Origin of the sequence: Microbulbifer okhotskensis (assembly GCF_023895975.1) — a bacterium.
GTDB lineage: Bacteria > Pseudomonadota > Gammaproteobacteria > Pseudomonadales > Cellvibrionaceae > Microbulbifer > Microbulbifer okhotskensis.
Genome location: NZ_JALBWM010000020.1, coordinates 43,443 through 56,183 on the forward strand (window position 1 = coordinate 43,443; position 12,741 = coordinate 56,183).

The 12,741-nt window shown below is 52.4% G+C and carries 11 protein-coding genes; all 11 read left to right on the top strand.

Going from position 1 to position 12,741, the window contains the following annotated elements; all coding sequences use genetic code 11:
* The first annotated feature begins 14 nt into the window (after positions 1 to 14).
* A complete protein-coding gene (pheA, locus tag MO867_RS07060) occupies positions 15 to 1,118 on the top strand; it encodes a prephenate dehydratase (protein ID WP_252465589.1) in 1,104 nt (367 codons plus the stop codon).
* A complete protein-coding gene (locus MO867_RS07065; RefSeq protein ID WP_252465590.1) occupies positions 1,118 to 3,349 on the top strand; it encodes a bifunctional prephenate dehydrogenase/3-phosphoshikimate 1-carboxyvinyltransferase in 2,232 nt (743 codons plus the stop codon). The genes pheA and MO867_RS07065 overlap by 1 nt, the downstream gene beginning before the upstream one ends.
* Before the next feature lie 74 nt (positions 3,350 to 3,423).
* Positions 3,424 to 4,113 carry a (d)CMP kinase gene (gene cmk, locus MO867_RS07070; RefSeq protein WP_252465591.1) on the top strand — a complete coding sequence of 230 codons (690 nt, stop codon included), beginning with the start codon at positions 3,424 to 3,426 and terminating at the stop codon, positions 4,111 to 4,113.
* A gap of 168 nt (positions 4,114 to 4,281) precedes the next feature.
* Positions 4,282 to 5,961, top strand: a complete 1,680-nt coding sequence (gene rpsA / locus MO867_RS07075) for a 30S ribosomal protein S1 (protein ID WP_252465592.1) — start codon at positions 4,282 to 4,284, stop codon at positions 5,959 to 5,961.
* A gap of 141 nt (positions 5,962 to 6,102) precedes the next feature.
* Positions 6,103 to 6,411: an integration host factor subunit beta gene (gene ihfB, locus MO867_RS07080; protein ID WP_252465593.1), complete on the top strand. Its 309-nt coding sequence runs from the start codon at positions 6,103 to 6,105 to the stop codon at positions 6,409 to 6,411.
* Between the two features lie 96 nt (positions 6,412 to 6,507).
* Complete coding sequence (locus tag MO867_RS07085; protein ID WP_252465595.1) at positions 6,508 to 6,816, top strand: lipopolysaccharide assembly protein LapA domain-containing protein; 309 nt, start codon at positions 6,508 to 6,510, stop codon at positions 6,814 to 6,816.
* 1 nt (position 6,817) lies between these two features.
* On the top strand, positions 6,818 to 8,011 hold the full coding sequence (gene lapB, locus MO867_RS07090; RefSeq protein WP_252465597.1) for a lipopolysaccharide assembly protein LapB: 1,194 nt from the start codon (positions 6,818 to 6,820) through the stop codon (positions 8,009 to 8,011).
* 75 nt (positions 8,012 to 8,086) lie between these two features.
* A complete protein-coding gene (gene pyrF, locus MO867_RS07095) occupies positions 8,087 to 8,794 on the top strand; it encodes an orotidine-5'-phosphate decarboxylase (RefSeq protein ID WP_252465599.1) in 708 nt (235 codons plus the stop codon).
* A 141-nt stretch (positions 8,795 to 8,935) separates the two neighbouring features.
* Positions 8,936 to 9,244 carry a ComEA family DNA-binding protein gene (locus tag MO867_RS07100; protein WP_252465600.1) on the top strand — a complete coding sequence of 103 codons (309 nt, stop codon included), beginning with the start codon at positions 8,936 to 8,938 and terminating at the stop codon, positions 9,242 to 9,244.
* Positions 9,245 to 9,868: 624 nt separating this feature from the next.
* Positions 9,869 to 10,594 carry an MraY family glycosyltransferase gene (locus MO867_RS07105; protein WP_252465601.1) on the top strand — a complete coding sequence of 242 codons (726 nt, stop codon included), beginning with the start codon at positions 9,869 to 9,871 and terminating at the stop codon, positions 10,592 to 10,594.
* A 53-nt stretch (positions 10,595 to 10,647) separates the two neighbouring features.
* On the top strand, positions 10,648 to 12,600 hold the full coding sequence (locus MO867_RS07110) for a polysaccharide biosynthesis protein (protein WP_252465602.1): 1,953 nt from the start codon (positions 10,648 to 10,650) through the stop codon (positions 12,598 to 12,600).
* Positions 12,601 to 12,741: the final 141 nt, after the last annotated feature.

Below are 12,741 nucleotides of genomic sequence, written 5' to 3' on the forward strand. Positions count from 1 at the left end.
AAGCAGATAGGCGGATGACAGAGGAAACTGTAAGTGGCGACCAGCAATTGTTGGAGCTGCGCAATCGTATTGACAATATCGACGCTGAGATCGCAAATCTTATTAGCGAGCGAGCCAGCTGTGCACTGAAAGTTGCAAAGGTGAAAAAGGCAACCGGCGAGGATGCATTGTATTACCGGCCCGAGCGTGAGGCGCAGGTATTACGTCGAGCCATGGAGCGCAACTCGGGCCCATTGACTGATGAAGAGATGGCAAGACTGTTCCGCGAGATCATGTCCGCCTGCCTCGCTCTGGAGGAGCCAGTTAAGGTGGCTTACCTGGGACCTGAGGGCACTTTCACCCAACAGGCCGCTTTAAAGCACTTCGGCAACTCTGCCAAAAGCCGTCCTCTTGCGGTTATTGATGAGGTGTTTCGTGAAGTTGAAGCCGGTGCGGTGAGCTACGGTGTTGTGCCGGTGGAGAATTCTACTGAGGGTGTGATCAACCACACCCTGGATAATTTTATGAATTCCAATCTGAGTATCTGTGGAGAGGTGGAGTTACGTATCCATCACCACTTGATGATTTCAGATGTGACCCGGCCGGAGTCGATCACCCGAATTTATTCCCATGCGCAGAGTCTCGCGCAGTGCCGCAAATGGCTCGATGCTCATTACCCCAACGTGGAGCGTGTGGCAGTTTCCAGCAATGCTGATGCGGCCAAACGCGTCAAAGGTGAGTGGAATGCCGCGGCTATTGCCGGTGATATGGCGGCGGACTTATATGGACTGAAAGTATTATCGGAAAAGATTGAGGATCGTCCGGATAACTCCACGCGCTTTCTGATAATCGGGACACAGCAAGTTCCCGAGAGTGGTGATGATAAGACCTCGCTAATGGTCTCCATGCGCAACGAGCCCGGCGCTTTGCATGATCTTCTGGAGCCATTTCGCCGCTATGGTGTTGATTTGACCAGAGTGGAAACCCGTCCGTCACAGTCGGGCAATTGGACCTACGTGTTCTTTATCGATTTCACCGGGCACCGCGATACCAGTGGGGTCGCGGAGGCTCTAAAAGAAGTTGGTGACGGTGCGTCAGATTTGAAGGTGCTCGGTTCCTATCCTCGCGGTGTTCTGTGATGCAGCAGGCAAAAATTGGTCGGCTGCTTGTTGTCGGAGTCGGTCTTATTGGCGGCAGCTTTGCGCTCGCACTAAAGGCTGCGAGAGCCTGCCGCGAGGTGATCGGTGTCACTTCTGGTCGGAATACGTGTGATGAAGCCAAAAGACTGGGAATAGTCGACCGGGCTAGCGTTTGTCTTGAGGAGGTGTTGCCGCAGCTGGAGCCGGGGGATCTGGTTTTTGTTGCGGTACCCACGCTGGCTGTCGAGTCCGTATTTGTCCAGCTTAAAAGGTATCTACCGGCTGGTGTTACAGTTACAGATGGCGCCAGTGTCAAGGGTAGTGTGGTGAGGGCGGCAGAAGCCGTGTGGGGTGGCGTACCCAGTTTCCTGGTGCCGGGCCACCCGATTGCGGGGTCGGAAAGGAGTGGTGTGACGGCTGCGAGAGATGATCTATATCGAGATCATCGCATTATCCTGACACCGCTCGAGGATACGGGTGTTGACCATTTGCGACGGGTAGAGCAAGTGTGGCAGGCGGTGGGTGCCGAGGTGCTGAAAATGCCAGTGGAAGAGCATGACGAGGTATTGGCAGCGACTAGCCATCTTCCCCATGTTATTGCATTTAGCCTCGTAGACACCCTGGCTCACGATGCGGAAAACGAGAATATCTTCCGTTACGCCGCCGGTGGTTTTCGCGATTTTACCCGGATCGCCTCCAGCGACCCGGTGATGTGGCGAGATATTATGCTGGCTAACCGCGAGGCTATCTTAAAAGCGATAGACCTTTACAGTCTGAATCTCTCCTCTCTTCGTGGCGCTATTGCCGCGGGTGATAGCGGGGCGTTGATGGGCGTGTTTACCCGAGCCAAGGCGGCCCGGGATTACTTTACAAAAATGTTGGCGAAACAAGCGTATTCAGATTCTATGCAAGCACAGGAAATAACTTTTATCGCGCAGCCGGCGAACGCTGTTAACGGCAAATTGCGAGTGCCTGGAGATAAGTCCATGTCGCACCGTTCAATCATGTTGGGCTCCCTGGCTGAAGGCGTTACCGAAGTGGAGGGCTTTCTGGAAGGAGAGGATGCGCTGGCAACCCTGCAGGCATTCCGCGATATGGGGGTGGTTATCGAGGGGCCTGACAATGGCCGGGTTGTTATTCATGGTGTGGGCTTGAGGGGGTTAAAGGCACCGTCTGGGCCCTTGTATCTGGGAAATTCTGGTACTTCAATGCGCCTTCTGGCGGGCTTGCTTGCTGGCCAACGTTTTGATGTAACCTTGACTGGCGATGAGTCGCTGTCTAAGCGCCCGATGAATAGAGTGGCGAATCCACTGCGGGATATGGGTGCAAATATAGAAACCGGCCCGGAGGGCCGGCCGCCGCTCATTATTAAAGGGGGGAGTCCGATGAAAGGGCTTCACTATCCCTTGCCAATGGCCAGTGCCCAAGTGAAATCTGCAGTGTTGCTGGCCGGGCTGTATGCGGAAGGTCGAACCTCTACTGTGGAGCCTGCGCCGACCCGCGATCATACTGAGCGTATGCTGCAAGGGTTCGGTTATGCGGTAAGTCGAGATGGTCCCGAGGCCGCTTTGGATGGTAACGGAGCGCTGAAATCCTGTCGTATCGATGTGCCCGCAGATATTTCTTCCGCGGCTTTCTTTATGGTGGCTGCGTCGATTTCTCCCGGCTCGGATATCGTACTCGAGCATGTGGGGATTAATCCGACCCGGGATGGTGTTATCAATATCCTGCGTGCTATGGGGGGCGATATTGAATTGCTAAATACTCGCGAAGTGGGTGGGGAACCTGTAGCGGATATTCGCGTGCGCTATGCCCCGCTAAGAGGGATTCGTATCCCGGAAGAGCAGGTGCCTCTGGCAATAGATGAGTTTCCCGCGCTGTTTGTAGCTGCCGCATGTGCGCAGGGAGAGACGGTTCTGACTGGAGCTGAAGAGTTACGGGTCAAAGAGAGTGATCGCATTCAGGCAATGGCGGATGGAATGGTGGCGCTGGGGGTGACAGCCAGGGCAACTGCGGATGGCATTGTGATTCAGGGTGCCGAGGCGGCGAGGGTATTTGCCGGTGGTACTGTTGATAGTTTGGGTGATCACCGTATTGCTATGGCTTTTGCGGTGGCATCGTTGCGTGCAAAGGATACAATCCGCATCCTCCACTGCGCTAATGTGGCAACGTCATTCCCGAATTTTGCTGAGCTGGCAACCGGTGTGGGCCTGAAATTGCAATTGGCGTGATATAAGCACTGAGTCTGGGGTGGTTGCAGGCGATTGGGTGCGACTGCCAGATATGTTGAGTTGTATAGAAGAATATGAGTGATACAAACAGGCTGCCGCCGGTAGTTACTATTGATGGTCCAAGTGGCTCGGGTAAGGGCACCATTGCGAAGCTGCTGGCCGATCGTTTGGACTTTGTCTTGCTGGATTCCGGGGCACTTTACCGGGCAGCCGCTCTGGCCGCGTTGAACAAGGAAGTTGACCTTTCTAACGATAAGTTGTTGACCCGGTTGGCCAAAGATCTGGATGTAAGCTTTACGTTGGATGTGGGTCAAGTGCAGGTGTGGCTGGAAGGCTGTGATGTCACCGCTGATATCCGCATGGAGCGAGTGGGTATGGCGGCTTCGAAAGTGGCTGCTATCCCTGGTGTGCGCGCAGCGCTATTGCAGCGCCAGAGAGATTTCCGCGAGGCGCCTGGGCTGGTGGCGGATGGTCGCGATATGGGAACTACTGTATTTCCCGACGCGCCAGTCAAGATCTACCTTACTGCCAGTGCAGAAGAGCGGGCCAGGAGGCGTTTTACTCAGTTGCGGGAGAGGGGGGTTTCTGTTAGCCTCCGCGACCTGCTGGAGGACATCCGTGCCCGAGATGCACAGGATATGGACAGAGCGGCCTCCCCCCTAGCTCCCGCCGAGGATGCGGTTGAGCTTGATAGCACTGGGGTGGGTATTGACGAAGTACTTCAGAGAGTACTGCTTCTGGTGCGGGATCGCGTTTTATCCTAGAGCTGGAATGGCACACAATTTTCTAACGACAGCGGCCGGGATCAGCCAGAATCGCCCGGCCGCTGTCGTAATCCGACCCGCGTGCTGGCAGCGCGGTTGGGGTCGCGGCTGGCGGTTGACTAGACTTTAAAGTTACCAGCGGCTGGACCCAGCACTATAGGTAATGTAATGAGCGAGAGCTTTGCTGATCTATTTGAAGAGAGCCTAAAAAGCGTTGAAATGGCACCGGGCGCTATCGTCACTGGTGTTGTAATTGACGTAGACAAAGACTGGGTAACCGTTCACGCGGGCCTGAAGTCTGAAGGCGTTATCCCTGCTGCACAGTTTGCCAACGACCGAGGCGAAGTTGATTTGCAGGTGGGCGACGAAGTACAGGTTGCCCTGGAAGCTGTTGAAGACGGTTTCGGTGAAACCCGTCTGTCCCGTGAAAAAGCCAAGCGCGCTGAAGCCTGGAAAATCCTCGACGCCGCTCACGCAGCTGACGAAGTGGTTAAGGGTGTTATCAGCGGCAAGGTTAAGGGTGGCTTTACTGTCGATGTTGCCAATATCCGTGCGTTCCTGCCCGGCTCTTTGGTTGACGTTCGTCCGGTTCGCGATACCGCGCACCTGGAAGGTAAAGAGCTCGAGTTCAAAGTTATCAAGCTGGACTCCAAGCGCAACAACGTAGTTGTTTCCCGTCGCGCCGTTATGGAAGCTGCCACTTCTGAAGAGCGTGAAGCTCTGCTGGAAAGCTTGCAGGAAGGTATGAGCGTCAAGGGTATCGTGAAGAACCTGACCGACTACGGTGCTTTCGTAGACCTGGGCGGTATCGACGGCCTGCTGCACATCACCGATATGGCCTGGAAGCGCATCAAGCATCCGAGCGAAATCGTGAACGTTGGCGACGAGATCGAAGTAAAAGTACTGAAGTTCGACCGCGAGCGCAGCCGTGTATCCCTGGGCCTGAAGCAACTGGGCGAAGATCCTTGGGTATCCATCAAACAGCGTTACCCGGAAAACAGCCGCGTGAAGGCGGTTGTAACCAACCTGACCGACTACGGCTGTTTCGCCGAGCTGGAAGAGGGTGTGGAAGGTCTGGTACACGTTTCCGAAATGGATTGGACCAACAAGAATATTCACCCGTCCAAAGTTGTCCAGGTGGGCGACGAGGTAGAGGTGATGATTCTGGATATTGACGAAGAGCGTCGTCGTATCTCCTTGGGTATCAAGCAGTGCCAGGAAAATCCGTGGGATGCCTTTGCGCGTAAATTCGCTAAAGGTGACAAAATCTCCGGTAAGATCAAGTCTATCACTGACTTTGGTATCTTCATCGGTCTTGACGGTAGCATCGACGGCCTGGTACACCTGTCCGATATCTCCTGGAATGAAGCTGGCGAAGAAGCTGTTCGCAAGTTCAAGAAAGGCGACGAAATCGAGACTGTTATCCTGGGTATCGATTCCGAGCGCGAGCGCATCTCCCTGGGTATCAAGCAGTTGGAGTCCGATCCGTTCTCCGACTACGTTACTACCAGCGATCGCGGCAGTATCGTAATGGGTACTGTGAAGGAAGTTGACGCTAAGCAGGCAGTAATTACCCTGGCGAATGAAGTTGAAGGCATTTTGCGCGCTTCTGAAATCAGTCGGGATAAGATTGAAGATGCCCGCAACATCCTGAAGGAAGGTGAGGAAGTCGAAGCTAAGATCACTAGTGTGGATCGTAAGAACCGCGTGATCAGCTTGTCTATCAAAGCCAAAGATCAGGACGATGAGAAACAAGCGGTTAAAGATCACGGTAAGAAGCAGTCTGAACTTGTTCAGCCCGCAACTATCGGTGACCTGATCAAGGCACAAATGAACAACAAAGACTAATAATCTTTGAGCGTTCAAAACTTCAAGTGAAATGCTTGGGGTAATACGAAAGCCGGACTGGGGTTGCCCAGTCCGGCTTTCTATTAGATGATTGGTGCCCTACGCCAGAATAATCAATGACTTACAAGGGTTGCAGGGCATATGACCAAATCCGAACTGATCGAAAGGATTGCGTTGAGGTTGGATCAATTGCCAGTGAGGGATGTAGAGCTGGCAGTAAAGGTGGTGCTTGACACCATGTCGGACGCCCTATCTCTGGGTGAGCGTATAGAAATACGTGGCTTTGGTAGCTTTTCTCTTCATTATCGCGCGCCGCGAACTGGCCGGAACCCCAAAACCGGGGACGCAGTGGCTCTTACGGGAAAATATGTTCCTCATTTTAAGCCGGGCAAGGAGTTGCGTGACAGAGTGAACCGGAGTATGCATCATGCGGCTGGGATCGAAGTATGATTGGGTCTCTGAGGGTGGCATTCCAGATGCTTCTTTAACTGGCATTGGCCCCCAGCGGTAATCGAAAAAGTTATTTTGTGGAACGTGGAGGTTCCCTTGTCATTTTTGCGTTGGTTGATACGCATTGTCTATGGGGTTTTAGCCCTGCTCTGTATCGCTTTGGGTATTTATTTTGCAGTTGCAAATCCGGAGACGATCACACCAAATATTGTGGGCTATCAATTACCAGCGGGGAGTGTTGGATTTTGGTTAGTCGGTTTTTTATTGCTGGGGTTGCTGGCAGGTTTTGCTGTTAGTTTACAGCCGATTTACGCAGAACGTCGCCGTGCGCGAGTACTCGAGAAGCAGTTGAAGAAGGTTGAGCGGGAATTACAGACCGCTCACCGCAAGGTTTCTGGAGACTGATTTGCTCGACTTTACCTATTTCTTTTTTCTTCTTGCGGCGATTGCTATCGGCTGGGTGCTGGGGCGGGGAAGCGCCAAAAAGAAGGTGGCAGATTACAGTGAGCATGAACACTCGCTGGTGCAGTCCTATGCGCAGGGACTGAATTATCTTTTGAGTGAGCGCCACGATGATACCATTGACAAGTTTATTGATTCCCTCGAAGTCAGCCAGGCCACTTTTGACACTCACTTGGCGCTTGGCAGCTTGCTGCGCAGACGGGGGGAGTATGATCAGGCGATACGGGTGCATCAAAACCTGCTTGGCCGTCCCAGCCTGTCAAGAATCAGCCAGAATAAAGCCCAACTTGAACTCGCGTGTGACTATATAGCAGCGGGCTGGCTGGATAGGGCGGAGCGGCTACTACAGGAGTTGGTTGAAACCTCTCAGGAATTGAAGTCAGTCAGTCTTGAGCGTCTGATAGAAGTTTATCGAGATGAGAGAGAGTGGGCCAAAGCGATCCATGCGGTTAACCTGCTGCATGGCCGCAGATTCAAGCGCCTCTCCGCGGATTGGGCACCGGTTCAAGCACATTTTTGCTGTGAATTGGCTGATGAGTCTATAGCTTCAAAGGACTACCTGAGCGCGAGAAAGCATATTGATTCTGCTCTGAGTTATGAGCGCGATTCAGTTCGCGCTAATCTGTTGTGGGGGCGCCTTGAGTATCTGCTGGGGAAGCCCAGGGAAGCTATCAAGGTGCTACAACGAATTCCAAAGCAGAACCCGGACTATATTCCAGAAATTCTGGAGCTGTTAATTACTTGCTATGGGGATTTGGAGGATGGCAAGGGATTGGATCGATACCTTGAGTCCCTCTTGAAAGAGTACCCGTCCAATAGTGTTCTGATTGCCCTTGCGGGGCGGATCCAAGAGCAAGATAGCGAGGCTGCTGCTGCGGCCTTTATGGGTAAGCAGTTGGCTTTGCGCCCTTCCTTGAGGGGGCTGGGGCGGTTCTTGGATTTGCATATTGACAGTACTCAGGGTAGGGCGCGAGAAAATCTTTCTCTGCTGAAAACACTGATTGATCAACTAATTGCCAGTCGCCCCCATTACCGCTGCAGTAACTGTGGCTTTTCGGGGAATCAGTTGCACTGGTTGTGCCCCAGTTGTAAGCATTGGGACTCAGTGCGCTCTGTAAAGGGGATTGAGGGTGAGTAAATAAACTGCTGTCCTGGCTATATAGTCAGTATGGCGCGATTCGCCGGGCAGCTCTTGAATTGAATGAGGTATTTCTTGCAATCTAAAGTTTCTTCTCCGGTTATCGTCGCACTTGACTATGACAGCGCAGACACCGCTCTCGCTATGGCCGATCAGCTTGATCCGTCACTGTGTCGGGTCAAAGTGGGTAAGGAATTGTTTACAGCGGCGGGCCCGGATTTGGTGAGAGCCTTGGTTGACCGGGGCTTTCAGGTTTTTCTGGATCTCAAGTTTCACGATATCCCGAATACGGTAGCCAAGGCTGTCAAAGCTGCGGCGCAGCTGGGCGTCTGGATGGTCAATGTCCATGCCAGTGGCGGTGAGCGGATGATGACAGCAGCGGTTGATGCCCTCCGGGACTGCGGGGATAGTAGACCTTTACTGATAGCGGTTACGGTCCTGACCAGTACGACGGCTGAAGAGTTGGCGGCGACAGGAGTGTCCGCGCCACTTGAAAAGCAGGTTTTACAGTTGGCCAGTCAGGCGAGGGCGTGTGGGCTCGACGGGGTGGTTTGCTCGGCTCGGGAAGCGAAGATGTTACGCAGCGAGTGTGGCTCTGAGTTTGCGTTAGTAACACCGGGAATACGTCCAGCGGGCACCGATACTGGAGATCAGAGACGTACATTGACCCCGTCAGAGGCACTTGAGGAGGGTTCAAGCTATCTGGTCGTGGGTCGCCCCATCACTGCTGCCCCCAGGCCACTGGAGTCATTAAAGTCGATTTTGTTCGAAATTTCAGGTTAGGTCGTTTTTGTTGCTTCCCTGGCTGTAATGGTGTGTAATTAGGCTTGAGCCGACAGAGTGTAGCCTGTTGATATTATGGTTTGGCTTGGGGGAGGTACCAGCAGTCCCAAAGTGAAAATGAAAATTCACCGGGAGTCATCCATGAAATTAACCTACCAATTGTTTACTGTTGTTTTTGCCTTGGCTTTTTCACTTTTCTTGTCTCCTTCTGGGTTCGCTGGGGAGGTGGAAAGTACCGATGTCAGTCAGGTGATTTTGTCAGTCAATGTCAACAGCGCTTCAGCTGATGAACTTGCAGAAAAGCTTGATGGTGTTGGTGTAGCTCGAGCGGAGCTGATCATCAGGTATCGCAAAGAGCACGGCCCGTTCACTTCGATAGATCAACTGTTGAATGTGAAGGGAATTGGCACGGCAACCCTGGATAAAAACAGGGATGTAATTCGGCTTTGATGGTTTGATTGGGTTCCAACTGGCAGGTTCTTCGCTGGTGCCGGTTGGGATTTTAAACTGATAAGCAAGGGTGCCGTAATTGATGATGCTTTTAAGCGCCGTTGGCGGTATTCAACAACTTGCACTATCGAGGTGTAAGATTAAGCTCACCCCGGGTGAGGTGGTACACACATTTTTGGGTGTGTATTTATCAAATCCCGCCTCCGATGTTTCTCCGCTGGTTACCGGTAAGTACTCCTCTTTACGAATATCACCTCTGAGCTGTTTCCGAAGTAAGGGCTTTGCTCCCTTTTTGAGTGTGGTGGGGGACTTTTTTTCACAATGAGGCTGGATTTTGTTTAGTCAGCTGATTGGATTGGGGGTTTCAGGTTGGCCTGTGAACGTGTAGTCGAAGAGACTTTTCCGGGTGTGGAGTGGGGTTTGAGGCGATTATGTGTCAAAGTTTAAAGGGTTGGTTGATTGATTAGTGTGACTTGGGAGTGGGCAGCGCCCCTCTTGTTAGCTGTGGCGGTGAGTTACAGTTTAACCTCTTTGTTTGTTGTAAGGATGAGGCACTTTGCGCTTGACGTGCCAAATAATCGATCGATGCACACGATTCCCGTACCTCGGACTGGAGGGTGGGCATTGCTAATAGGTTGTTCGGCGGCCGTACTGGTAAGTCCGTTGGCGCTCTCCCCTTTGCTTGTTGCCGCTTTTGCGTTGTTGTTGCTGGTGTCTGCTGTAGATGATCTGCGACATGTCGCAATGCATTTTCGTTTTTCTACTCACTTAGTCGCCGTTGCCCTGTTGTTGCTTGCACTGCCTGCAGCATTGGACTGGTGGTACTACCCGGTTCTGGTATTGGCTGGGGCCTGGGTTGTAAATCTTTATAACTTTATGGACGGCATGGATGGGCTGGCTGGCTCTATGGCCCTAGTCGGCTTTTCCTCACTTGGTGCAGTGTGTGCATTAAGTGGCGATGCTGAGCTGGCATGGCTTTGTGTGTTGATAGCGGTTTGTGCAGCAATTTTCCTGATGTTTAACTGGCCCACCGCAAAGATATTTTTGGGTGATGCGGGCTCGACCTGTATCGGTTTAGCCGCAGTGGCTATTGGCCTGTTTGGCTGGCAGCGAGATGCGTTTGAGCTTTGGGTTCCTGTGGTGTTGTTTGCACCATTTTGGTTGGATGCAACTTATACCTTGATAAGGCGGGTGCTGGTAGGTGAGCGCTGGTGGGAGGCCCATCGGGAGCATCTCTACCAAAAAAGCGCTTTGCGAATTGGTGTAAGAAAGACGCTATTTTTTCAGTTGAGTGGCATGCTCACCTTAGCTGCGGTGGTGCTTGCTGTTACTGTGTTAAGGGCGGCTTGAGTGGGTTATGCCCGCGGGTTTATTTTGGTTGACGGCCGATTATGAGGAATTGCGTGAAGCGAATTTGGCACAAATTAAAGAAAGCGCATAAGCCGGTGTTGATGCTGGGGTTCGACTTGTTAATGTTGAGCCTGGCTTTTTTGTTGGCGATGACAATTCGGCTCAATGGCATTTCAGCGTTCCTTGAGCCGCGTTTGATTCTGTGCATGGCTTTAACGCTCAGCGCCACAAGTTTTATTTTTCTACGTCTTGGTTTATACCGCACCATTATTCGCTATATGGGGCAGAAGGCGATAATTGCTGTACTTCAGGGCGTCACACTTTCTGCGGTGGTATTGGCTGTTGCTTCCTACCTCACTACTGCGGGGGTTCCGCGGTCTGTACCGGTGATTTACTGGTGCTTCGCATTTATTTCTGTGGGAGGGTCTCGCTGGCTGGTTCGGCTTTATTATCAGGCGGCGCGTGAGATACACAAAACCAGAGTGGCGATTTATGGCGCCGGAACTGCGGGCTTGCAGATGTACAAAGCGCTGGTGCACGGTGAGTTATATAAGCCGGTCGCTTTCTTTGATGACAACGCCTCAAAACAGAAGACATTTATTGATGGGTTGCTGGTCTATAACCCTGCGAACATATTGGAAGTTGTTTCAGATAAGGATATTGCTGAGGTTCTCCTGGCCATGCCAGGTGTCCCCAGGCGGCGCCGAAGGGAGATTACCAGAACCCTGAGGGAGCGAGGCTTAATGGTCAAGGCTATCCCTGGGGTTGAGGAACTGCTCGATGGCGTTACTCAGGCCGAAGATGTCTCTCAAACCTACGAGAACATACTGGGGCGCGACCCGGTTGAGCCACACAAGAGCCTGATATCGGGCTCTATTACTGGCAAGGTGGTTCTGGTGACGGGGGCAGGTGGCTCGATAGGCTCTGAACTTTGCCGGCAGATTTCCCAGTGGAGCCCTACCCATCTGGTTGTGGTCGAGTCTTCAGAGTATTCCCTCTATCAAATTGAGCGTGAGCTTTTGCAGCTTTGCCAGGATGATGGGGTGCGGTTCGAGGTAACTGCGCTCCTTGGTGATGTTCGAAACAGCGAGCGGATGGCGGAAATTATACGGAACTTCTCTGTCCGCACGATTTACCATGCTGCAGCTTATAAGCATGTACCGTTGGTTGAGCAGAACGTAGTCATTGGGGCGGATAATAATGTGTTGGGCACGCTTTCTGTTCTGGAAGCGGCTGACAGTTGTGGAGTTGAGCAATTTGTACTTATCTCCACGGATAAGGCTGTTCGTCCAGCCAATGTTATGGGAGCCACGAAAAGATTTGCCGAGCTGATTTGCCAGGATTTTGGTCGACGCTTCAATCGGATGCGTGTTTGCATGGTCAGGTTTGGTAATGTGATAGGTTCGTCGGGCTCAGTAATTCCGTTATTTACGGATCAGATTAATGCCGGCGGTCCGGTGACGGTTACCCACGCCAAAGTGACCCGTTATTTTATGACAATCCCGGAGGCGGCCCAGCTGGTATTGCAGGCTGGGAGTATGGGGCGCAACGGTGATGTCTTTGTTTTGGATATGGGTGAGCCTGTTCGAATTTATGATCTTGCTGAGCGCCTGGTGCGAATCATGGGGCACGCAGTAAAAGACGATAAAAACCCCGAAGGGGATATCGAGATTAAGGTGACAGGGTTGCGCCCAGGGGAAAAGCTGTATGAGGAGTTACTCTTGGGGGATAACGTGCTTGGAACTGATCACCCAATGATTATGCGTGCCGAAGAGGAGCGCCTGGAGAGCCAACCGTTGCGGGTTTTGATTGGTGAGTTGAGGCGTGCGTGCGCAACCCATGACTGTGAAGGGGTTCGCGCAATTCTGTGTCGCGCAGTCAAGGATTACTCCCCAGGGCAGGGATTGGTTGATGCGGTCTGGGCAAAAAAGGATGGCGTGATTCCTGTTTCAAAGGGGGCGACTATAGAGAGGCTGCCTCTGGCTGGCGAAGTGAACTCTCACTAGGGGGTTGTCCCATATAAATCGGTGTAAAAACGAACAGAATAGACCTAAAATAGCCATCTTTTTTGAAGCATAGAGTGTTTTTTAGACAAAATGGATAGCGTTAGCCTTTTACATCACTTTGACGACATGGACGATCCTCGA